The sequence below is a fragment of the Pantoea sp. C1E2 genome, from assembly GCF_056491465.1.
Genome location: NZ_JBSZHT010000002.1, coordinates 222054 through 243901, shown reverse-complemented (window position 1 = coordinate 243901; position 21848 = coordinate 222054). Strand labels below are relative to the sequence as shown.

The 21848-nt window shown below is 53.8% G+C and carries 21 protein-coding genes and 1 pseudogene; 3 read left to right on the top strand and 19 right to left on the bottom strand.

What is annotated here, in order from left to right; genetic code table 11:
- Positions 1–164 precede the first annotated feature (164 nt).
- Entirely contained in the window at positions 165–755 is a 591-nt protein-coding gene (locus ACXI0A_RS01400) for a malonic semialdehyde reductase (RefSeq protein WP_100701613.1), read from the top strand.
- Positions 756–799: 44 nt separating this feature from the next.
- On the opposite strand, the gene ACXI0A_RS01395 is transcribed toward ACXI0A_RS01400, so the two are convergent.
- A complete protein-coding gene (locus tag ACXI0A_RS01395; RefSeq protein WP_479485184.1) occupies positions 800–1309 on the bottom strand; it encodes a flavin reductase family protein in 510 nt (169 codons plus the stop codon).
- A 291-nt stretch (positions 1310–1600) separates the two neighbouring features.
- Here ACXI0A_RS01395 and ACXI0A_RS01390 point away from each other — a divergent pair, with 291 nt between their 5' ends.
- Complete coding sequence (locus tag ACXI0A_RS01390) at positions 1601–2353, top strand: 4'-phosphopantetheinyl transferase family protein (protein WP_224933646.1); 753 nt, start codon at positions 1601–1603, stop codon at positions 2351–2353.
- Between the two features lie 27 nt (positions 2354–2380).
- On the opposite strand, the pseudogene ACXI0A_RS01385 reads toward ACXI0A_RS01390, so the two are convergent.
- Positions 2381–3695, bottom strand: a pseudogene (locus ACXI0A_RS01385) (NCS2 family permease).
- A 150-nt stretch (positions 3696–3845) separates the two neighbouring features.
- On the opposite strand from ACXI0A_RS01385, the gene yieH reads away from it, so the two are divergent.
- Complete coding sequence (gene yieH / locus ACXI0A_RS01380; RefSeq protein WP_476150652.1) at positions 3846–4505, top strand: 6-phosphogluconate phosphatase; 660 nt, start codon at positions 3846–3848, stop codon at positions 4503–4505.
- A 193-nt stretch (positions 4506–4698) separates the two neighbouring features.
- Here yieH and ACXI0A_RS01375 read toward each other — a convergent pair whose 3' ends face one another.
- The 17 genes from ACXI0A_RS01375 to atpI all read right to left on the bottom strand — a co-directional run bounded on the left by ACXI0A_RS01375 (position 4699) and on the right by atpI (position 21462).
- Positions 4699–5937, bottom strand: coding sequence for an MFS transporter (locus tag ACXI0A_RS01375; protein ID WP_224933643.1), 1239 nt, complete (start codon positions 5935–5937; stop codon positions 4699–4701).
- A 119-nt stretch (positions 5938–6056) separates the two neighbouring features.
- Complete coding sequence (gene phoU / locus ACXI0A_RS01370; protein WP_034830028.1) at positions 6057–6791, bottom strand: phosphate signaling complex protein PhoU; 735 nt, start codon at positions 6789–6791, stop codon at positions 6057–6059.
- A gap of 14 nt (positions 6792–6805) precedes the next feature.
- Positions 6806–7579 (bottom strand): phosphate ABC transporter ATP-binding protein PstB, encoded by a 774-nt coding sequence (gene pstB / locus ACXI0A_RS01365; RefSeq protein WP_034830029.1) that lies wholly within the window; start codon positions 7577–7579, stop codon positions 6806–6808.
- 44 nt (positions 7580–7623) lie between these two features.
- Positions 7624–8511, bottom strand: coding sequence for a phosphate ABC transporter permease PstA (gene pstA, locus ACXI0A_RS01360; RefSeq protein WP_038643964.1), 888 nt, complete (start codon positions 8509–8511; stop codon positions 7624–7626).
- Positions 8508–9470: a phosphate ABC transporter permease PstC gene (gene pstC / locus ACXI0A_RS01355; RefSeq protein WP_224933642.1), complete on the bottom strand. Its 963-nt coding sequence runs from the start codon at positions 9468–9470 to the stop codon at positions 8508–8510. The genes pstA and pstC overlap by 4 nt, the downstream gene beginning before the upstream one ends.
- Positions 9471–9560: 90 nt before the next feature.
- The gene (pstS, locus tag ACXI0A_RS01350; protein ID WP_476150653.1) at positions 9561–10604 is read right to left on the bottom strand and encodes a phosphate ABC transporter substrate-binding protein PstS; all 1044 of its coding nucleotides are present in this window, start codon (positions 10602–10604) and stop codon (positions 9561–9563) included.
- Positions 10605–10782: 178 nt separating this feature from the next.
- The gene (gene glmS, locus ACXI0A_RS01345; RefSeq protein ID WP_224933640.1) at positions 10783–12612 is read right to left on the bottom strand and encodes a glutamine--fructose-6-phosphate transaminase (isomerizing); all 1830 of its coding nucleotides are present in this window, start codon (positions 12610–12612) and stop codon (positions 10783–10785) included.
- A gap of 243 nt (positions 12613–12855) precedes the next feature.
- Complete coding sequence (gene glmU, locus ACXI0A_RS01340; RefSeq protein ID WP_476150654.1) at positions 12856–14226, bottom strand: bifunctional UDP-N-acetylglucosamine diphosphorylase/glucosamine-1-phosphate N-acetyltransferase GlmU; 1371 nt, start codon at positions 14224–14226, stop codon at positions 12856–12858.
- A 265-nt stretch (positions 14227–14491) separates the two neighbouring features.
- A complete protein-coding gene (locus tag ACXI0A_RS01335) occupies positions 14492–14911 on the bottom strand; it encodes a F0F1 ATP synthase subunit epsilon (RefSeq protein WP_034830038.1) in 420 nt (139 codons plus the stop codon).
- A 24-nt stretch (positions 14912–14935) separates the two neighbouring features.
- Positions 14936–16333 carry a F0F1 ATP synthase subunit beta gene (atpD, locus tag ACXI0A_RS01330; RefSeq protein WP_224933638.1) on the bottom strand — a complete coding sequence of 466 codons (1398 nt, stop codon included), beginning with the start codon at positions 16331–16333 and terminating at the stop codon, positions 14936–14938.
- Positions 16334–16363: 30 nt separating this feature from the next.
- Positions 16364–17230, bottom strand: a complete 867-nt coding sequence (gene atpG, locus ACXI0A_RS01325; RefSeq protein ID WP_200573961.1) for a F0F1 ATP synthase subunit gamma — start codon at positions 17228–17230, stop codon at positions 16364–16366.
- A 52-nt stretch (positions 17231–17282) separates the two neighbouring features.
- Entirely contained in the window at positions 17283–18824 is a 1542-nt protein-coding gene (atpA, locus tag ACXI0A_RS01320; protein ID WP_224933637.1) for a F0F1 ATP synthase subunit alpha, read from the bottom strand.
- Between the two features lie 14 nt (positions 18825–18838).
- Positions 18839–19372 carry a F0F1 ATP synthase subunit delta gene (atpH, locus tag ACXI0A_RS01315; RefSeq protein WP_224933636.1) on the bottom strand — a complete coding sequence of 178 codons (534 nt, stop codon included), beginning with the start codon at positions 19370–19372 and terminating at the stop codon, positions 18839–18841.
- Positions 19373–19386: 14 nt separating this feature from the next.
- The gene (atpF, locus tag ACXI0A_RS01310; protein ID WP_034830044.1) at positions 19387–19857 is read right to left on the bottom strand and encodes a F0F1 ATP synthase subunit B; all 471 of its coding nucleotides are present in this window, start codon (positions 19855–19857) and stop codon (positions 19387–19389) included.
- Between the two features lie 107 nt (positions 19858–19964).
- Positions 19965–20204, bottom strand: coding sequence for a F0F1 ATP synthase subunit C (gene atpE, locus ACXI0A_RS01305; protein WP_003849523.1), 240 nt, complete (start codon positions 20202–20204; stop codon positions 19965–19967).
- 50 nt (positions 20205–20254) lie between these two features.
- Complete coding sequence (gene atpB / locus ACXI0A_RS01300) at positions 20255–21073, bottom strand: F0F1 ATP synthase subunit A (RefSeq protein ID WP_224933635.1); 819 nt, start codon at positions 21071–21073, stop codon at positions 20255–20257.
- 8 nt (positions 21074–21081) lie between these two features.
- Entirely contained in the window at positions 21082–21462 is a 381-nt protein-coding gene (gene atpI / locus ACXI0A_RS01295; RefSeq protein ID WP_100701633.1) for a F0F1 ATP synthase subunit I, read from the bottom strand.
- Positions 21463–21848: the final 386 nt, after the last annotated feature.

The window sequence follows — 21848 nt, the reverse complement described above, 5'->3', positions numbered from 1 at the left end:
TTTCCCCCATCACTGTTTGGTTGGGGGAAACATGCGTCTTTGTTATTTGGCTCACTCTCTCCTTTGCAGTATAACGATCGCTGGCCTGTGCTAAAGCGCACCGGCCGCATTCACTATTCATGCTAAAAATCAGGCGCGGATGGCTGCCTGAACAGGAGAGAAACATGAGTACACCGCTCGACAGCGTGGCGCTGAACGCGCTGTTCAATGACGCTCGCACCCACAGCTACTGGCAGGACAAACCGATTTCTCATGATGTATTGCAGCAGCTCTACAACCTGACCGCGCTCGGCCCGACTTCAGCTAACTGTTCACCAGGACGCTTCGTGTTTGTCACCTCACAGGAAGGCAAAGAGAAGCTGAAACCTGCGCTCTCCTCCGGCAATGTGGATAAAACCATGGCGGCACCGGCAACGGTGATTGTGGCGTGGGATCCGGAATTCTATGAAGCACTGCCAAAACTGTTCCCGCACGGCGATGCACGTAGCTGGTTCACCAGCAGTCCGGATCTGGCGAAAGAGACGGCCTTCCGCAACAGCAGCCTGCAGGCAGGTTATTTGATTCTGGCGGCACGTTCGCTGGGGCTGGATGCCGGCCCGATGTCCGGTTTTGACCCGTCGAAAGTCAATGAAGCCTTCTTCAGCGAAAGCAAATGGCAGGTGAACTTACTGATTAATCTGGGCTACGGCGAAGCCAGCAAACTGCATGCGCGCTTGCCGCGCCTCGGCTTTGATGAAGCGAGCAAATTTGCCTGATTGAGCATAGGCGTCGCAATCAATGCGACGCCCACTTTTCATATTTAGCCCAGCGAGTGAAAACCGCTGTTGAAGTAGACCATCGGTTCAGCCGCTTCACCTGGCAGTGAAATGCCGACAATACGCGCCAGCAGCACGCTGTGCGTATTCCACTCCACCACTTTCTCCAGCTGGCAGTCAAAACTCACCAATGCATCAGCCAACACCGGCGCACCGGTGTTGAGCGTATGCCACTCACCGCTCTGGAAGCGTTCTGCACGACGTGCAGACTGACTGAACTGCGCACACAAATTGTCATGCTGTTCACGCAGGACGTTGACGGCAAAGTGGCCTGCATTCACAAATGCGTCGTGGCTGGATGCGCTACGATTCACACACACCAGCAGACTTGGCGGCTCGGCAGCCAGTGAGCTAACGGAAGTCGCAATCAGTCCCAGCTTTTCGCCCTGAAACTCGGTGGTCACTAAAGAAACGCCTGCGGTCAGGCGGCGCATACCATGACGAAATTCATCAAGAGAGATTGATTCCTGGCGAGTAAGTGAGGTTACTGACATAAAAAAACTCCGACGTGCTTCTGTTTGCGATGAGCACGATGACTTGAGGTGGATTATTTGCGCACTTCGATGTGCTGTTTTGCTGCCCAAATCCTACACCACATCACGCTTTGCATCACCCTATCTGAACGAATTCAGCAAAAGCGTTATATGCAAAGTCGCAGAATGGGAATGTCCGCCGCTTCGGTCTTATCTGATTTTTGGTCATTAGATGTTATGCCGGATGCAAACCACTGAGAAAATTCCTACAATAGCCCTGATGATTATCTGACCATTTTCACGGAGCGACAGATGGCTAGTCATTTTGTACGTTGGATGGGTAACTCGCCGCTCTCTTCAGAGCTGTTGCGGGTTCCACAGGATGTGATTAACAGCGCCGAGCGTTTCCCTGACAAGCGCCGTAGCCGTTTTCTAGCTGCACGCGAATTGCTGGCTCAGCTAATGCTGCGCGTCTACGGCATTCGTGAACTCCCACCGCTAGTGACCACCAGTAGCGGACGCCCTTGCTTTGCCGATCCTAACCTCCCTGACTTCAGCATTGCGTATGCCGGTAATATGGTCGGTGTGCTGCTTGCCGAAGAAGGTGGACGTGCAGGGTTGGATATGGAGATTGTACGCGCCCACAGCCGGCAGACGCAGGACACGCTCACGCAGGATCTCTCATCAGGTGAGAAGGCGTGGATCAATGCGCAGCAGGATTTCATGGAAGCGGTGACGCAAATCTGGACGCTGCGCCAGAGCATCCTCAAATTAACCGGTGAAAGCGAAAACGGTGCCGGTTCGCTGCAGCTGCACCCTGCTGCCGGTCGTCTGCGCTCCAGCGTGTTTCCGGATATTCAGGCGGTGTGTGATGCCGAGCCGATGCTGGTGTGGTCTTGCGCCCTGTCACCGGGCACCGAGCGCTTATGCCTGTGGGAGATTGATGCGCAACAGCAGTGGCAGCCGCTGCGCGATGTTGAAATGAGCAAACCGAATATTGGCCCGCGCTCGCTGCGCCTCACCAGCCTCACTCCCACGCTGCAAGAAATTGGACACCTGTCATAAAACAGGCCGCAATCGCGGCCTGTTTTTTTAGTGCGCGTCGATAAACGCGATTTTCAGTACAAACAGTAGCGCCACCACCACCACGCACGGGCTGATTTCACGCCAGCGGCCGGTCCCAGAGTTTCATCACGCAGTAAGAGATAAAGCCCAGCGCGATACCTTCGGTGATCGAGAAGCTAAATGGCATCATCGCGGCGGTTACAAACGCGGGCACCGCTTCAGTGAGATCGTCCCAGCGCACGCGTGACAGCGACGCCGTCATCAACACGCCGACATAAATCAACGCACCTGCCGCCGCATAGGAAGGCACCATCGCGGCCAGCGGTGACAGGAACATCACCAGCAGGAACAGAATCCCGGTGACGACCGCCATCAAGCCGGTACGGCCACCAATCGCCACGCCGGAAGAGCTTTCGATATACGCCGTCACCGAAGAGGTGCCGATCAGCGAACCGGTTACCGAGCTGATGCTGTCGACATACAGCGCCTGCTTCATACGCGGGAATGTGCCTTTCTCATCGGTCAGTCCGGCTTTATCGGTGACACCGATCAGCGTGCCGGAGGAGTCGAACAGATTGACCAGCATAAAGGAGAAGATTACCCCTGCCATGCCGATGTTAAAGGCACCTTTGATATCGACCTGACCCACGACCGAAGTCACCGCTGGCGGCGCTGCAAACACGCCGCTGAACTGCACATCGCCAATCGCCAGGCCGATCGCGGTGGTCACCACAATCGACACCAGCACTGCCGCATGAATATTGCGTGAGGCCAAAATCGCGATGATAAAGAAGCCCAGCGCACCCAGCAGCACGCTGTGTGAGGTGAGATTACCCACCGTCACGATGGTATCGGCATTTGGCACGATAATACCAGCGTTCTTCAGGCCCATCATGGCGATAAACAGGCCGATCCCGGCGGTGATGCCGACACGCAGGCTCATTGGGATATTGGCAATCATCCAGTAGCGCACGCGAAGCAGCGTGAGGATCAGCAGACCCAGAGCACCCCAAAAAATTGCCCCCATGCCAACCTGCCACGAATAGCCCATGGCGCCTACCACCACAAACGCGAAGAAGGCGTTCAGCCCCATCGCCGGTGCCAGCGCGACCGGCAAATTCGCCACCAGCCCCATCAGGATGCTGCCAAAGGCGGCGATCAAACAGGTGGTGACAAAGACGGCCTGGGTATCCATGCCCGCAACGCCCAAAATCTGCGGGTTAACAAAGACGATGTACACCATCGTCAGGAAAGTCGTGAAACCGGCGATCACTTCGGTGCGCGCGGTTGTGCCGTGTTCCTGCAGCTTAAAGATGCGCTGCAACAAGCCCTGATTGTTCATTCAACTGTCCCGAAAAAAAATTTATCGCCGCGTATCCTATAGAGTTTAGCTATGCAAAACACTGATTATTCGCAAACGGTTGCCGGGGTCGCTTTCTGCGCTCAGTGCGCTAGAGTGTCAGCTGGTTGTTTAATAAAAGGATGATGTGCGATGTCAGTTGAATGTGTGTTTTTCGATTGCGACGGTACGCTGGTCGACAGTGAAGTGATCTGTACGCAATCTTACGTCAACACCTTTGCCCAATACGGTATTGAGCTCTCTTTGCAGCAGATGTTTGAGCAGTACAAAGGGGTGAAGCTCTATGACATCGTGCGGGATGTACTGGCGCAGCATCAAAAAGAAGTGCCCATCGAAGAATTTGAAACTGCCTATCGCGCTGACGTCGCCCGCCTGTTTGACCTCGACCTGAAACCCATTTCCGGAGCTAAGGCGCTGGTGGAGAGCGTCAAAGTACCGATGTGCGTGGTCTCCAACGGTACAGTGAAGAAGATGCAGCACTCGCTGGGCTTAACCGGCATGCTGCCGTACCTCGAAGGCCGGTTATACAGCGGATACGACATCAACCACTGGAAGCCCGATCCGGAATTGATGTATCACGCAGCTGAGCAGATGCAGGTGCCAATTGAGAAGTGCATTCTGGTGGATGATTCAGAGGCCGGCGCGCGCGCGGGGATCGCTGCGGGGATTCCGGTATTTTATTACTGTGCCGATGCGCATAATCCGGAGTTGGATCACCCGCTGGTAACGCGCTTTGACGATATGGCGCAGCTGCCGGCGCTGTGGCGCGCCAGAGGCTGGGATTTGGTGTAAGCCAGGGCGGCATAAATGCCGCCCCTGCAGAGACCTGCGCATTATGCGCCGGGTAGTAAAGATAATACCCGCATCGACTGACCACAAAAGTGTTACCCATGTGGTCGGTCGTATCTGATACCTGTGTGGTCAGACTGAACGGTTACCTACGTGCCCGGTTGTACCTTTCTGTGCATCCGGCAACCGATACGCCTTAACCAATCGCGCCCAGCGAATCCTCGTTGCTCTGCTGCTTCGGCAGCAGGAACAGCGTGGCAACGATATCCAGCAGATAAATCAGCGCCAGCAGGGTGATCGCCGCCGTGAATGAGATTTTCGCGGCCAGCAGGCCAATCACCAACGGACCAAAGCCGCCGACGCCACGCCCAAGGTTAAACAATACGTTTTGCGCGGTGGCACGCGCCTGTGGCGGGAAGGTGTCCGAGATCAGCGCGCCATAGCCGCCAATCATGCCATTCACAAACATCCCCATGATCGCGCCAGTGAACAGCATCACAGTAGGATCACGCAGCTGCGCGTACACCACCACCATCACTACCGCACCAAACTGGTACAGCAGGAAAATCTTCCAGCGCGCGAAGCGATCGGCCAATACGCCGAATAGCCAGATACCAAAGGTCATGCCGACCACGGTGACGGCTGTCCACAAGCCGGACTTAGTGAGGCTGAAGCCAAAATTCGATGACAGATAGCTCGGCATCCAGATCATCAGTCCGTAGTAACCGAAGTTCTGCACTGAGCAGAGGATGAAAATCCCGAGGCTGGCTTTGCTGGTGGCACGGTCGGCGAACAGCAATTTGATGCGCGCGGCAAATGACAATTGCGGTGTTTTTTCCACATGCTGAGTAAAGCCTTCAGGCTCGCCCATGCTACGACGGATCACAAACGACACCAGCGCCGGCAGCAGTCCCACCAGGAACATGCCGCGCCAGCCAATTACACTTAACAGCGGTGGAGTAATAAACGCCGCCAGCAATACACCCAGCTGCCAGCCAATGCCAACCCACGCCGAGGCACGATTGCGCTTCTCCTTCGGCCAGGCTTCCGCAATCAGCGCCATGCCGATACCAAACTCACCGCCTAAGCCGACGCCCGCTAGCGTGCGATAGGCCAGCAGATCCCAGTAACCCTGCGCCACAGCGCACAGTCCGGTGAACACCGAAAACATCAAAATAGTGACGGTGAGAATGCGGATACGACCATAGCGATCGCTGAGATGGCCAAACACGATGCCACCGATCACCGCGCCAATCAGCGTCCAGGTGACCAGCGAACCCGCCTGAGAAGGATCGAGCGCCAGCGACACGCTGATAGCGGGTAACATAAAGCCCAGAATTAATAGATCGAAGCCGTCCATCGCGTAGCCACTAATGGCGGCGAGCATGGCTTTCGCCGGCGTCACGGCGTTCTTTTTCGTTATTGGGGAAGACATTTAACAGCACCTGGCAGAAAAAAGTGCGCCAAGTATAAAGAGAGGGGTTCGCGGAGACCAATCAGAAATGAAGATGGCTGCCTGTCAGCCACAGTGGCAACAGGCAGCCGAAACGGCAATTAAGAGGGTTTATTGCTGCCGTCGTCGCCTGACAGCAGTTCATCCAGCTTGTCGCCGCCAACGTGACGGAAATCCTGACCTTTGACGAAATAGAAAATAATTTCGCAGATGTTCTGGCAACGGTCACCGATACGCTCGATGGCGCGGGCACAGAACAGGGCCGTCAGTACGCTTGGAATGGTGCGTGGATCTTCCATCATGTAGGTCATCAGCTGACGCACAATGCCTTCGTACTCTTTATCGACTTTCTTGTCTTCACGATAGATCTTAATGGCTTCATTAAGGTCCATGCGCGCGAAGGCATCCAGCACGTCGTGCAGCATCTGCACGGTGTGGCGGCCAAGAGACTCCAGGCTCACCAGCAGAGGCAGGTGCTGCTGGCTGAACTTCTCCAGCGCCGTGCGGCTGATTTTCTCTGCAACATCACCGATACGTTCCAGCTCAGAGATGGTCTTGATGATCGCCATGACCAGACGCAAATCAATCGCGGTAGGCTGACGTTTGGCGATGATGCGCACGCAGGCTTCATCAATCTCCACTTCCATCATGTTGACCTTCTGGTCACCGTCGATGACGCGACGTGCTAGCTCGCCATCCTGGTTGTGCATCGCGGTAATGGCGTCGGTGAGCTGCTGCTCAACCATGCCACCCATGATCATCACCTGAGTGCGAATGTGCTCCAGCTCCGCGTTGAACTGACCGGAGATGTGTTTATTCAGATTCAAATTATCCATGTGCGTCTCCTGAATCAGCCGTAACGACCGGTGATGTAATCTTCGGTCTGCTTCTGTGCGGGCTTGGTAAACAGTGTATCGGTGTCGCTGAACTCAATCAGCTCGCCCAGATACATGAAAGCGGTATGATCTGAACAACGCGCGGCCTGCTGCATGTTGTGCGTCACGATCACCACGGTGTAATCCTGCTTCAGCTCGGTGATCAGCTCTTCGATACGACCAGTGGAGATCGGGTCAAGTGCTGAGCATGGCTCATCCAACAACAATACTTCCGGGCGAATCGCGATGCCGCGTGCGATACACAGACGCTGCTGCTGTCCACCTGAGAGACTGTAACCGCTCTGATGCAGCTTGTCTTTGGTTTCATTCCACAGCGCGGCTTTGGTCAGTGCCCACTGCACACGCTCGTCCATATCGGCACGTGACAGCTTTTCAAACAGACGCACGCCAAACGCGATGTTGTCATAAATCGACATTGGGAACGGCGTTGGCTTCTGGAACACCATGCCGACGCGTGCGCGCAGCAGGGCGATATCCTGATGGGAAGCCAGAATATTGTCGCCATCCAGAAGAATGTCACCTTCAGCACGCTGCTCAGGGTAGAGCGAGTACATTTTGTTGAAGGTGCGCAGCAGGGTGGATTTACCACAGCCTGATGGTCCGATGAAGGCGGTGACCTGGTTCTTCGCGATATCCAGGTTAATGTTCTTCAGAGCGTGAAACTTTCCGTAATAGAAGTTCAGATTGCGAACCTGAATTTTACCGGCAGAAGTCGTTGCCATACTCATTGCTCATCTCTCTTGTGCAGCGCCGCCGAAGCCGCGCCGGGAAATTAGTGTTTGCCCTTGGCGAAAACCACTCGCGCGACAATGTTCAGCAGCAGCACACACAGGGTAATGATCAACACACCCGCCCATGCCAGGCTTTGCCATTCCGCAAACGGGCTCATGGCGAATTTGAAGATCGTCACTGGCAAGTTGGCGATTGGCTGCATCATGTCGGTGCTCCAGAACTGGTTCGACAGCGCAGTAAACAGCAGCGGTGCGGTTTCGCCCGCGATACGCGCGACGGCCAGCAGCACACCGGTGATAATCCCGGATACTGAGGCTTTCAGCGTGATGGCCGAAATCATCTTCCACTTCGGCGTACCCAGCGCATAAGCCGCTTCACGCATGCTGTCTGGTACCAGACGCAGCATGTTTTCTGAGGTACGAATCACGATCGGAATCTGCAACAGCGCCAGCGCCACCACACCCGCCCAGCCAGAGAAGTGCTGCATCTGCGCGACCACGATGGTGTAGACGAACAAGCCCACTACAATCGACGGTGCTGACAACAAGATGTCGTTGATGAAGCGAATCACTTCCGCCAGCCAGTGCTTGCGACCATATTCTGCCAGGTAAATACCCGCCATGATGCCCAGCGGCGTACCGATTACCGTTGACCACAGAATCAATAATCCACTGCCCGCCAGGGCGTTGGCCAAACCACCGCCTGCGGTATTTGGCGGCGGCGTTGATTCGGTGAACAGTGACCAGCTCAGACCATCGATGCCTTTGGTGACGGTGGTGAACAGAATCCACACCAGCCAGAACAGGCCAAAGGCCATGGTCAGCATCGACAAGGTCAGAGCAATTTTGTTTTTGGTGCTGCGCCACGCCTGCATTTTGCGGCGAGAGGCTTCCAGCTCAGCGCGAGCCTGCATTTCAATAGCTGTCATGAACGGGCTCCTTCACTCTTCGCCAGACGCAGGATCATCAGTTTAGAGATCGCCAGCACGATAAAGGTAATCACGAACAGGATCAGACCCAGCTCCATCAGCGCGGCTACGTGCACGCCTGATTCCGCTTCAGCGAATTCGTTCGCCAGTGCGGAGGTGATACTGTTGCCCGGCATAAATAGCGATGCGCTGTCGAGCTGGTAGGTGTTTCCGATGATAAAGGTCACCGCCATGGTTTCACCCAGTGCGCGGCCGAGTCCCAGCATCACACCACCGATCACGCCGTTTTTGGTGAATGGCAGCACGATGCGCCAGATCACTTCCCACGTGGTGCAACCGATGCCGTAAGCGGACTCTTTCATCATCACCGGCGTCTGCTCAAACACATCACGCATCACCGAAGCAATGTACGGAATGATCATGATGGCGAGGATCACACCTGCCGCCAGAATACCGATACCGAAAGCCGGGCCTGAGAACAGGGTGCCCACAATCGGAATGTTCGACATGACGTTGCCGACCGGCGTCTGGAAGTACTCAGCGAACAGCGGGGCGAAGATAAACAGGCCCCACATGCCGTAAACGATACTCGGGATTGCTGCTAACAGTTCAATCGCGGTACCCAGCGGGCGACGTAGCCAGTTAGGCGACAGTTCCGTCAGGAACAGCGCAATGCCAAAGCTCACCGGCACCGCGATGACCAGAGCAATAATGGAGGTGACGAGGGTGCCGTAAATCGGTACCAGCGCACCAAATTGTTCGTTTGGCGCATCCCAGGTTTTGGTCCATAAGAAGGAAAAACCAAATTTTTGGATGCTAGGCCAGGAAGAGAAAATCAGGGAGACGATAATGCCACCCATCAACAACAACACGATAAGCGCGGAAAGTTTCACCAGCGCGCCGAAAATCATGTCACCTTGTTTACCTGGGGCTTTGAACGTCGGCTTAGTGGCAGCCATAAGTTTCTCGGTTCTCAGAGGAAGTTCAGGGCGGCATACCATGCCGCCCATCGGGTTGGTCAGTCAGGGGAGACTAACCGGGTCATTCGCTTACTTATAAATCGCTTTGCCGGAGCTGTCTTTGATGTTCGCTTTCCAGGCAGTGCGAATCTGGTTAGCAACGCTTTCTGGCAGCGCAGCGTAATCCAGTGCGGTTGCAGTTTTACTGCCGCCTTTGTAAGCCCAGTCGAAGAACTTCATCACTTCAGCACCTTTAGCCGCATCAGCCTGCTCTTTGTAGATCAGGATGAAGGTGGTAGAAGAGATTGGCCATGCATCTGCACCTTTCTGGAAGGTCAGGTCTTGAGCGAAAGATTTGCTCCAGTCTGCGCCTTTAGCAGAGTTTGAGAAGCTAGTTTCGCTTGGCGCAACTGGCTTGCCATCTGCATCCATCAGTTTGGTGTAGGTCAGGTTGTTCTGCTTAGCATAAGCATACTCAACGTAACCGATTGAACCTGGCAGACGCTGAACGAAGGCTGCAACGCCGTCGTTTCCTTTACCGCCCAGACCGGTTGGCCAGTTAACGGTGTTGCCTTTACCAATTTTGCTGTTCCAGTCGCTGTTGACTTTAGACAGGTAGCTGGTGAAAACGAAAGAGGTACCTGAACCATCTGCGCGGCGAACCACGTTGATGTTGGTGTCTGGCAGTTTCACGCCTGGGTTCAGTTTAGTGATCGCCGGGTCGTTCCACTTTTTGATGTTGCCCAGGTAGATGTCGCCAACGGTTTTGCCGTCCAGCGTCAGTTCACCTGATTTTACACCTGGGATGTTAACGGCCAGCACCACGCCACCGATAACGGTAGGGAACTGGAACAGACCATTTTTTTCCAAATCGGCATCAGCCATCGGCGCATCTGACGCACCGAAATCAACGGTTTTAGCGATGATCTGCTTAACGCCGCCTGAAGAACCAATACCCTGATAGTTGATTTTGCTACCGGTGGCTTGCTGGTATTCTGCTGCCCACTTGGCATAAACCGGTGCCGGGAATGTACCGCCAGCACCAGTCAGATCGGTGGCTGCAAAAGCAGATACCGCGCTTACTGCGAAGGTGGCGGCGAGGATTCGGGCTACGGATGTACGCATCAGTGTCATGTTCCCTCCAGGGGATTCAAAAAAAATCAGGCTCAATGCCTTTTTTAGTAAGAGTCAGTGATTGCTGCTGGAGGGAAAATAGGACAGTTTGATGACAGTGAAATGTACGAAATATGACAGTTATATGACACCGATTAAAAAGCGAGCGGGCCCGTTGCAGACCCGCTCTTTCTACTGATTATTCAACGGTAACGGATTTCGCCAGGTTACGCGGCTGGTCAACATCTGTACCTTTAATCAGCGCGACATGATACGAAAGCAGCTGTAATGGCACCGTATAGAAGATCGGCGCAATCACTTCTTCGACGTGCGGCAGAGAGATGATTTTCATGCCATCGCTATCGGTGAAACCGGCATCCTGATCGGCAAACACATACAGCAGACCGCCGCGTGCGCGTACCTCTTCAATATTCGATTTCAGCTTCTCCAGCAGCTCGTTGTTCGGCGCGACCACGATAACCGGCATATCGGCATCAATCAGCGCCAGCGGGCCGTGTTTGAGCTCTCCGGCCGCGTAGGCTTCCGCGTGGATATAGGAGATCTCTTTCAGCTTCAGCGCGCCTTCCATCGCAATCGGGTACTGATCGCCACGGCCAAGGAACAACGCATGATGTTTGTCAGAGAAACCTTCCGCCAGGCTTTCAATCACTTTATCCTGCGCCAGCATCTGCTCAATTCGGCTCGGTAAGGCCTGCAACGCATGCACGATTTCGTGCTCGGTTTCCGGCTTCATGCCATGCAGACGTCCCAGTTTCGCCACCAGCATCAGTAGAACCGCCAGCTGGGTGGTGAAGGCTTTGGTCGAGGCCACACCAATTTCGGTGCCGGCTTTGGTCATCAGCGCCAGATCGGACTCACGCACCAGCGAAGAGCCCGCAACGTTACAGATGGCCAGCGAACCGAGATAGCCGAGTTCTTTTGACAGACGCAGCGCAGCCAGCGTATCGGCGGTTTCACCCGATTGCGACAGGGTGATCAGCAGGCTGTTTTTGCGCACCGCGGATTTGCGATAGCGGAATTCAGAGGCGATTTCCACATCACAAGGAAGGTTGGCCAGCGACTCAAACCAGTAACGCGATACCATGCCAGAGTTGTATGACGTGCCGCAGGCAATAATCTGGATGTGCTCAACCTTGCTCAGTAATTCTTCGGCATGGGGGCCCAGCTCGCTGAGATCGACCTGCCCGTGGTTAAAACGACCGGTAATGGTGTTTTTAATCGCGTTTGGCTGCTCGTAGATCTCTTTCTGCATGTAGTGGCGATAGGTACCTTTATCACCGGCATCGTATTGCGCAGTAGATTCAATTTCCGCACGTTTGGCTGGCTTACCATCACGATCGATGATAGTGACTTCACGGCGGGTGATTTCAGCGATATCGCCCTCTTCCAGATACATAAAGCGGCGGGTCACCGGCAGCAAGGCCAGCTGATCGGAAGCGATAAAGTTCTCACCCACACCACGGCCGATCACCAGCGGGCTGCCAGAGCGGGCGGCCACCAGCACGGACGGATCGCGGCTGTCCATGATCACCATGCCATAAGCACCGCGCAGTTGAGGGATCACGCGCAGTACCACTTCGCGCAATGTGCCGCCCTGTTTCTGCTCCCAGTGCACCAGATGCGCCACCACTTCGGTGTCGGTTTCTGAGGCAAAGGTATAGCCGCGCTCAATCATCTGAGCACGCAGTGGCTCATGGTTCTCAATGATGCCGTTGTGCACAATGATGATGTGCTCAGAGACATGCGGATGCGCATTCGCTTCTGATGGCTCACCGTGGGTTGCCCAACGAGTGTGAGCGATACCGGTGCCACCAATCAGCGGCTGCTGCTCTGCGGCTTCGGCCAGATTGGCCACTTTGCCGAGACGACGCAGACGCGTCATGTGCCCCTGACGATCCACCACTGCCAGACCCGCAGAGTCATAACCGCGATACTCAAGACGACGCAGACCTTCCAGCAGAATTTCTGCGATGTCACGCTGCGCTACTGCACCAACAATTCCACACATAATAGTTTCCTGACTTCATGGCTTTCGGCCATTGCGTTGTCTTCTGACCTGATTTCCCCGAGCCTTGTAGAGAGTTGGGGATCTACCCTTCATACTTCAAATTTCAGGTGCGTTGGCTACGTGCATTCACCCCAATCACTTACTTCAGTAAGCTCCTGAGGATTCATGCACTTGCCGCCTTCCTGAAACTCGAATTATTTTGGGTATTTTTCTAACGGGCCGATCTTTGCCGGCCCTTAAAATTTATTTTTTCTTCACCGGACGCTGCCAGCCAGACTTCTGATTCTGTTCTTTACGGTTGTAGATCAAATCGGCGGCGGTGACATCTTTCATAACCGTGGTGCCTGCTGCAATGGTCGCGCCAGCTGCGATGGTGACCGGGGCCACCAGCTGGGTATCGGAACCGACAAACACATTGTCGCCGATGATAGTTTTGAATTTGTTGGCGCCATCGTAGTTGCAGGTAATGGTGCCCGCTCCAATGTTTACGCCCGCGCCAATTTCGGCGTCGCCAAGATAAGAGAGATGGCCGGCTTTAGATCCTTTGCCCAGCGTGGCTTTTTTCATCTCAACGAAATTGCCCACGTGCGCCTCTTCCGCCAACTCGCTGCCAGGACGCAAACGTGCAAACGGCCCAACGGTGCAGGCAGCGGCTAAGGCGGCATCTTCGATCACCGAATAGGGACTGATTTCACAATCATCACCAATCACGCTGTTTTTGATAATGCAGCCCGCGCCGATTTTCACGCGATCGCCCAGCGTCACCTTGCCTTCAATGATGACATTAGTATCGATCTCAACATCACGGCCGTGTGCCAGCGTACCGCGCAGATCGAAACGCGCCGGATCGCGTAGCATCACGCCTGCCAGTAGCAGCTTTTCGGCTTGCTCTGTTTGGTAAGCACGCTCCAGCGTGGCCAGTTGCAGGCGGTTATTCACGCCATCGGTTTCACTGATACGGGCAGGATGTACCGCGTTGATCACGCGACCTTCGTGATGCGCCATGGCGATGATATCGGTGATATAAAACTCACCCTGGGCATTGTTATTGTTGAGCTGCGCCAGCCAGCGTTTGAGATCGCCGCCATTGGCAATCAGGATGCCGGTGTTAATTTCCTGAATCTTTAGCTGTTCTGCTGAGGCATCTTTCTGCTCAATGATGCCGGTCACTGTGCCGTTTTCACGCACGATGCGGCCATAGCCGGTAGGATTGTCTAACACCACGGTGAGCAAACCGATTCCACCTTCAGGTTTCGCTTCACGCAGACGCTGTAAAGTGGCTTGCGAGATCAGCGGCACATCGCCATACAGCATCAGGATGTCTTCGTCATCGGCAAAGAAAGGCGCTGCCTGCTGCATTGCATGGCCAGTACCGAGCTGTTCAGCTTGCAGTACCCAGTTCAGGGTGTTGTGGGCCAGTTTCTCTTGCAGCAGATCGCCGCCGTGACCGTACACCAGATGCACCTGCTGGGCGCCAAGGCCGGTCGCCGCATCAATCACATGCTGAACCATCGGTTTGCCTGCCAGGGTGTGCAGTACTTTGGGCAGATCGGAATACATACGGGTGCCTTTGCCAGCGGCTAAAATCACCACACTCATTGCGCTTGTAGACATAACTATCCTGACTCAATTTATCTTTCGAAAGTGTAAGGTTTACCCCTGAGATTACTACATTTTTCTCGGACCGAAATTAGCGGATAGCGATGAAAGGGTGATCGGGGATAAAACCTGTGCTGGCCCAGCCATCGTCGATGCATTGTGCCGATGCAATCGGTCGGCTTAGCACGACAAAATCGAACTAAGTCGTCGCGGCGAGATTTATCGCAGACAAAAAAAATGCCAACCCGAGGGCTGGCATTTCGTGACGCATAAAGCCTGATTACATCGCTTTTTTGGTCAGCTCGATTACACGCAGTTTCGCGATAGCTTTCGCCAGCTCCGCAGAGGCCTGAGCATAGTCCACGTCACCGTGGCTGCTGTTCATGTGCTCTTCTGCTTTGCGTTTCGCTTCCAGCGCGCGCGCTTCGTCAAGGTCTTCACCGCGAATTGCAGTGTCGGCCAGAACGGTAGTGCTACCCGGCTGTACTTCCAGCACGCCGCCAGAGAGGTAAATATACTCCTCTTCGCCGTGCTGTTTCACGATGCGAATCATACCAGGCTTGATGGCTGTCAGCAGCGGGGCGTGGCCAGGGTAGATACCCAGCTCACCTTCGCTACCTGACACCTGGATACGCTCAACCAGACCGGAGAACATTTGCTGCTCCGCGCTGACAACGTCCAGATGATAAGTCATAGCCATACTATTCCTCCTGGGAAACCGTTATTACAGTTTCTTCGCTTTTTCTACGGCTTCTTCGATAGCGCCGACCATGTAGAACGCCTGCTCTGGCAGGTGGTCGAATTCGCCTTCCATGATGCCTTTGAAGCCACGAATCGTGTCTTTCAGGGTCACGTACTTACCTGGAGAACCGGTGAAGACTTCAGCAACGAAGAACGGCTGAGACAGGAAGCGCTGAATCTTACGCGCACGTGCCACCAACAGTTTGTCTTCTTCAGACAGCTCGTCCATACCAAGGATGGCGATGATGTCTTTCAGTTCCTGGTAACGCTGCAGCAGAGACTGCACGCCACGCGCAACGTCATAGTGCTCCTGACCCACGATCAGTGGATCCAGCTGACGGCTGGTAGAATCCAGCGGGTCAACAGCTGGGTAGATACCCAGAGAGGCGATCTGACGGCTCAGCGTAACGGTTGAGTCTAAGTGAGCAAAGGTGGTTGCTGGTGACGGGTCAGTCAAGTCATCCGCAGGCACGTAAACGGCCTGAACAGAGGTGATTGAACCGGATTTGGTGGAGGTAATACGCTCCTGCAACACACCCATCTCTTCTGCCAGCGTTGGCTGATAGCCTACCGCAGATGGCATACGACCCAGCAGTGCTGATACTTCAGTACCGGCCAGGGTGTAACGATAGATGTTGTCGATGAACAGCAGAACGTCACGGCCTTCATCACGGAATTTCTCCGCCATGGTCAGACCGGTCAGTGCTACGCGCAGACGGTTACCCGGCGGCTCGTTCATCTGGCCATACACCAGCGCTACTTTATCGATAACGTTGGAGTCAGTCATTTCGTGGTAGAAGTCGTTACCCTCACGAGTACGCTCACCCACACCAGCAAATACCGAGTAACCTGAGTGCTCAGCCGCAATGTTACGGATCAGCTCCATCATGTTTACGGTTTTACCCACGCCCGCACCACCGAACAGACCGACTTTACCGCCCTTAGCGAACGGACACATCAGGTCGATAACCTTGATGCCGGTTTCCAGCAGCTCTTGCGAGTTAGCCTGATCTTCATAAGAAGGCGCAGCACGGTGAATAGAGGAAACCTCTACTGTGGTGCCGTCGTCATTCTGCAGGTCGCCTTTCATGTCGATTGGTTCGCCCAATACGTTCATGATACGGCCGAGGGTTGCTTTACCAACCGGTACCTGGATAGGTTTTTTCAGGTCGGTGACTTCCAGACCGCGCTTCAGGCCGTCAGAAGTACCCATGGCGATGGTACGCACCACGCCACCACCCAGCTGCTGCTGAACTTCCAGCACCAGACGAGCATCACCATTTTTTACCTCGAGAGCGCTATATACCTGCGGTACCGCGTCCTGAGGGAATTCGACGTCAACTACGGCGCCGATAATCTGGACAATCTTTCCAGCTGCCATCTTGAATCCTCTACCTAATTCGTAACCTGGTTAAACCGCGGAGGCTCCCGAGACGATCTCGGTAAGTTCCTGAGTGATGCTGGCCTGACGAGCTTTGTTGTAAACCAACTGCAGCTCTTTGATCAGGTTTCCGCCGTTATCGGTTGCAGCTTTCATCGCAACCATACGTGCGGCCTGCTCACTGGCCAGGTTTTCCACCACACCCTGATAAACCTGCGATTCGACATAACGACGCAGCAGGGTATCCAGCAGCGCTTTCGGATCGGGTTCGTACAGGTAATCCCAGGTCTTCGCCTTCATCTCTTCTTCACCTTCCGCTGGCGGTAACGGCAGCAGTTGGGTGATGGTCGGAGTCTGAGACATGGTGTTATTAAATTTGTTGCCGACGATATACAGCTTGTCGATGCGACCTTCATCATAGGCCTGCAACATCACTTTTACCGGGCCGATAAGATCAGACAGTGCAGGCTTATCGCCCATACCAGTGACCTGTGCCACGATGTTGCCACCGACAGAGCCGAAGAATGAATTACCTTTAGAACCGATAATCGCCAGATCGCTCTGCACGCCTTTATCGGACCAGGCCTTCATATCTGCCAGCAATTTTTTGAACAGGTTAATGTTCAAACCACCACAAAGCCCGCGGTCAGTCGAAACGACCAGGTAGCCGACGCGCTTAACGTCACGCTCATCCAGGTAAGGGTGCTTGTATTCCAGATTACCGAGTGCAAGGTGACCAATCACTTTGCGCATGGTATCTGCATACGGACGGCTGGCCGCCATGCGTTCCTGCGTTTTACGCATTTTGGAGGCGGCGACCATTTCCATCGCTTTGGTGATTTTCTGCGTATTTTTTACGCTTCCAATCTTACTACGTATTTCTTTTGCGCCGGCCATTAGCTTCTCCTCAAAGCCTTGCGGCCTGCCTTTTCAGACAAGCCGCCAGACATTACCAGGACTGGGTTGCTTTAAACGTTTCGAGCAAGCTTTTCAGCTTCGCTTCGATGTCGTTATTAAAGTTGCCCGCTTGGTTGATTTCAGCCATCAGCTCAGCGTGGTCGCGATCCGCGAACGCCAGCAGAGCGGCTTCGAAGCTGCCGATTTTCGCCAGTTCAACGTCGTTCAGGAAGCCGCGTTCAGCAGCAAACAGCACCAGACCCTGTTGCGCGACAGACATCGGCGCATACTGTTTCTGTTTCAGGAGTTCGGTCACTTTCTGACCGTGGCTCAGCTGCTTACGCGTTGCATCATCCAGATCAGATGCGAACTGAGAGAACGCAGCCAGTTCACGATACTGTGCCAGCGCGGTACGAATACCACCGGACAGTTTCTTGATGATCTTGGTCTGTGCAGCACCACCAACACGGGATACAGAGATACCCGGGTTAACGGCTGGACGAATACCGGAGTTGAACAGGTTTGATTCCAGGAAGATCTGACCATCAGTAATCGAAATTACGTTGGTCGGAACGAACGCAGAAACGTCACCCGCCTGAGTTTCGATGATTGGCAGCGCGGTCAGAGAACCGGTCTGGCCTTTCACTTCACCGTTGGTGAAGCGCTCAACGTAGTCAGCGCTAACGCGTGATGCACGCTCCAGCAGACGAGAGTGGAGATAGAACACGTCGCCTGGGAATGCTTCACGACCTGGTGGACGGCGCAGCAGCAGTGAAATCTGACGGTAAGCGATAGCCTGCTTAGACAGGTCATCGTACACGATCAGCGCATCTTCACCGCGGTCACGGAAGTACTCACCCATCGCACAACCAGCGTACGGTGACAGGTACTGCAGTGCTGCAGACTCAGAAGCAGAAGCCACAACCACGATGGTGTTAGCCAGCGCGCCGTGCTCTTCCAGCTTACGTACCACGTTAGAAATGGTTGACGCTTTCTGGCCAATCGCAACGTAGACACACTTGATGCCTGAATCGCGCTGGTTGATGATGGCGTCGATTGCCATTGCGGTTTTACCGGTCTGACGGTCACCGATGATCAGCTCACGCTGGCCACGGCCGATTGGAATCATCGCATCGACAGATTTGTAACCGGTCTGAACAGGCTGGTCTACTGACTGACGGTCGATAACGCCCGGTGCAATCACTTCAACAGGCGAGAAGCCGTCGTTGTCGATTGCGCCTTTACCGTCGATCGGTGCACCCAGGGTGTTCACCACACGGCCCAGCAGGCCACGGCCAACTGGAACTTCAAGAATACGGCCAGTACATTTAACCTTCATGCCTTCGGCGAGGTCAGCGTACGGGCCCATCACTACTGCACCAACCGAGTCACGCTCGAGGTTCAGTGCGATAGCGTAACGGTTACCCGGCAGGGCAATCATCTCACCCTGCATGACATCGGCCAGGCCGTGTACGCGGATGATACCGTCACTTACAGAAACAATAGTACCTTCGTTGTGAGCTTCGCTCACCACATTGAACTGAGCAATGCGCTGCTTGATCAGTTCGCTGATTTCGGTGGAATTCAGTTGCATATGCTCCAGTCCCCTTAAGACTGCAAGACGTCTGCCAGACGATCAAGACGGCCGCGTACGCTGCCATCTATCACAAGGTCACCCGCACGGATAACCACACCTGCCATTACAGACTTGTCAATTTTGCAATTCAGCTTAACTTTGCGTGACAGACGTTTTTCCATCGCGGCGCTGATTTTACTCAGCTGGCTGTCACTCAGGGTACTGGCAGAAATCACATCCACTTCGGCGGTCGCTTCATAAGCGTCACGCAGTTGGATGTACTGTTCCAGTACCGCTGGAAGTGCTGTCAAACGTCCGTTTTCCGCCATTACCTTAATCAGGTTCTGAGCGGGTTCATCAAGTTGATCGCCACAAACCGCGTTGAAAGAGGCAGACAAAGCTTCCGGCGCGATTGCACCGGAAAGAAGATCTGCCATCTGTTCGTTACGAGCCACTTCTGCGGCGAACGCCAGCATACTCTGCCAGCGATCGATACTTTGATGCTCAACAGCAAAGTCAAAAGCTGCTTTGGCGTAGGGGCGAGCTACAGTAATCAGATCAGACATCAGCCCCTCCCTCCTTACAGTTCAGCGACCAGTTTATCAACGATGTCGCTGTTAGCAGCTTCATCCACGGAACGTTCGATGATTTTCTCGGCGCCAGCTAATGCCAGCAACGCGACTTGCTTACGCAGCTCTTCACGGGCACGTGAACGCTCGGCTTCGATTTCTGCCTGCGCTTGTGCCACGATGCGGTTACGTTCAGTCTCAGCTTCGGTTTTCGCTTCGTCCAGAATCTGGGCACGGCGTTTGTTCGCCTGCTCGATAATGACCTGAGCGTCTTCTTTCGCTTTTTTCAGCTGGTCGGTCGCATTGGCCTGCGCGAGATCTAAATCTTTCTTCGCGCGCTCAGCAGAAGCAAGGCCATCAGCAATTTCTTTCTGGCGCTTCTCGATGGCAGCCATAATCGGCGGCCATACGTACTTCATGCAGAACGCGACAAACAGAATGAACGCGATGGCCTGGCCGAGGATTGTTGCATTAATGTTCACAGCACAATGCCTCTTATTAAGTTAACTTGCTCTGCCGCTATCAGCGATAAACGGCAGAATCCGTCCCTCATCACACCAGGTGCCATGAGTGAACAAGGCTACCAGGTTTAGGCGACAGCAAACATCACGTAGAGACCCAGACCTACAGCGATCATTGGGATTGCATCCACCAGACCCATTACAACAAAGAACTGCGTACGCAGCAGAGGAATCAGATCCGGTTGACGCGCAGCGCCTTCCAGGAATTTGCCTCCGAGGATGCCGATACCGATCGCAGCACCGATTGCCGCCAGGCCCATCATCACAGCGGCAGCCATGTACAGCAGATCCATATTCAGGTTTTCCATGACAGTCTCCAGTTTGTTTCAGTTAAAAGCTTAGTGTTGAGATAAAAAAATCAATGTTCTTCAGATGCCATCGACAGATAGACAATCGTGAGGACCATGAAAATGAAAGCCTGCAGCGAAATGATCAGGATGTGGAAAATGGCCCATGGCACATTCAACAACCACTGCGACCACCACGGCAGCAAGCCGGCAATCAGGATAAAGATCAGCTCACCCGCATACATGTTGCCGAACAGTCGCAGACCGAGTGAAACCGGTTTAGACAGCAGGCTAACACCTTCAAGAATCAGGTTGATTGGGATGAAGATCGGGTGATTAAAAGGCTGCAGCGTCAGTTCTTTGGTGAAGCCGCCAATGCCTTTCATTTTGATGCTGTAGAACAGAATCAAAATAAAGACGCCCAACGCCATAGACAGCGTGATGTTCACATCTGCAGACGGCACAACGCGCAGCGCTGGCAGGCCTAAATAGTGCTCACCGATAAACGGCAGCAAATCAATAGGCAGCAGATCCATGAAGTTCATCAGGAAGACCCAGACAAAAATCGTCAGAGCCAGCGGGGCGATAAGTTTGCTTTTACCGTGGTACATGTCGCGCACGTTGTTATCAACGAAACCGACAACCAGTTCGATAGCCGCTTGTAGTTTCCCTGGCACACCGCTGGTGGCGCTTTTTGCCACTTTACGGAACACAACCAGGAAAAGCAGTCCCAGTACCACAGAGAAAAACATGGAATCGATATTTAATACCCAGAACGTCGCAGGAGCGTCGTGCGGATTCACCAACTCGAAAGTACGCAGGTCCAACTGAAGGTTATTCAGGTGGTGACCTATGTATTCTTGCGGAGTAGAGATTTCTCCAGCAGCCATGATGCCTCTTACCCTTTGTTGTTAATTACAGCCGGCGCGACGATCTGCACCACCAGCACCGATAACCACGTGATTGCGAGAGGCCAGAAGACCGCTCCAAGCACACCTAACGCCACCATGAGAAGAATGACCGTCATGAAGACCTTGAACACCTCACCGAAGGCGAAGCTCCAGGCTACACGACCTTTGGCAGGCGTTTGATCCTGCAGGCGCCAGGCTAAAAACATAAACAACACATTCGGCAGCCAGGCTGCCGCTCCACCGGCGATGGCGGAAGCGCCCCAGGTAACATCTTTCAGAGCAAAGAGCGCACCGATGATGACAAACGTCACCAGCTGGATAACCAGCACGGTTCGGGCTAATTTCGCACTGTAAAGAGACACTGACATGGCGTTGAACTCTCCTGCCCCGAACGGGGTATGTCGCGTGTCGTATAAGACTGCCTTTACTCATTTGAGTCAAGCAGCAAAAGCCGTGCAAATTATACGGGCGTCACCTGCGATTTCAATCGGTAAGTAGCGAAAAGGTGAACAATTATTTAAATTTCTTTCTGAAGGGCTATTTTTCAAAACATCACCTTCCACTATGGCTCAGCTAAATCTCTGAAATTGCCGAGTTGGCTTGCTTTTAAAGCGTGCTTCAGATCACATTATAGGCAATGCGCTGCTGGATGAATTTGTTTTAAGCATGAATTTTCAGATTTCAAAAGTGACTAAAGCTGTTTTTTATCATCATGATATAAATATCCATCCAGCATCAGGTCATGATTTTCGAT

Excerpts from the sequence above, each read along its gene's own strand:
- pstS (WP_476150653.1), bottom strand. The coding sequence starts at position 10,604 with ATGACACTGATGCGTACATCCGTAGCCCGAATCCTCGCCGCCACCTTC.
- yieH (WP_476150652.1), top strand. The coding sequence starts at position 3,846 with ATGTCAGTTGAATGTGTGTTTTTCGATTGCGACGGTACGCTGGTCGAC.
- glmS (WP_224933640.1), bottom strand. The coding sequence starts at position 12,612 with ATGTGTGGAATTGTTGGTGCAGTAGCGCAGCGTGACATCGCAGAAATT.
- atpD (WP_224933638.1), bottom strand. The coding sequence starts at position 16,333 with ATGGCAGCTGGAAAGATTGTCCAGATTATCGGCGCCGTAGTTGACGTC.
- ACXI0A_RS01400 (WP_100701613.1), top strand. The coding sequence starts at position 165 with ATGAGTACACCGCTCGACAGCGTGGCGCTGAACGCGCTGTTCAATGAC.
- ACXI0A_RS01390 (WP_224933646.1), top strand. The coding sequence starts at position 1,601 with ATGGCTAGTCATTTTGTACGTTGGATGGGTAACTCGCCGCTCTCTTCA.
- atpG (WP_200573961.1), bottom strand. The coding sequence starts at position 17,230 with ATGGCCGGCGCAAAAGAAATACGTAGTAAGATTGGAAGCGTAAAAAAT.
- atpB (WP_224933635.1), bottom strand. The coding sequence starts at position 21,073 with ATGGCTGCTGGAGAAATCTCTACTCCGCAAGAATACATAGGTCACCAC.
- pstA (WP_038643964.1), bottom strand. The coding sequence starts at position 8,511 with ATGACAGCTATTGAAATGCAGGCTCGCGCTGAGCTGGAAGCCTCTCGC.
- phoU (WP_034830028.1), bottom strand. The coding sequence starts at position 6,791 with ATGGATAATTTGAATCTGAATAAACACATCTCCGGTCAGTTCAACGCG.
- ACXI0A_RS01395 (WP_479485184.1), bottom strand. The coding sequence starts at position 1,309 with ATGTCAGTAACCTCACTTACTCGCCAGGAATCAATCTCTCTTGATGAA.
- atpA (WP_224933637.1), bottom strand. The coding sequence starts at position 18,824 with ATGCAACTGAATTCCACCGAAATCAGCGAACTGATCAAGCAGCGCATT.
- atpE (WP_003849523.1), bottom strand. The coding sequence starts at position 20,204 with ATGGAAAACCTGAATATGGATCTGCTGTACATGGCTGCCGCTGTGATG.
- atpI (WP_100701633.1), bottom strand. The coding sequence starts at position 21,462 with ATGTCAGTGTCTCTTTACAGTGCGAAATTAGCCCGAACCGTGCTGGTT.
- ACXI0A_RS01375 (WP_224933643.1), bottom strand. The coding sequence starts at position 5,937 with ATGTCTTCCCCAATAACGAAAAAGAACGCCGTGACGCCGGCGAAAGCC.
- pstC (WP_224933642.1), bottom strand. The coding sequence starts at position 9,470 with ATGGCTGCCACTAAGCCGACGTTCAAAGCCCCAGGTAAACAAGGTGAC.
- pstB (WP_034830029.1), bottom strand. The coding sequence starts at position 7,579 with ATGAGTATGGCAACGACTTCTGCCGGTAAAATTCAGGTTCGCAATCTG.
- atpH (WP_224933636.1), bottom strand. The coding sequence starts at position 19,372 with ATGTCTGATCTGATTACTGTAGCTCGCCCCTACGCCAAAGCAGCTTTT.
- glmU (WP_476150654.1), bottom strand. The coding sequence starts at position 14,226 with ATGTCTACAAGCGCAATGAGTGTGGTGATTTTAGCCGCTGGCAAAGGC.
- ACXI0A_RS01335 (WP_034830038.1), bottom strand. The coding sequence starts at position 14,911 with ATGGCTATGACTTATCATCTGGACGTTGTCAGCGCGGAGCAGCAAATG.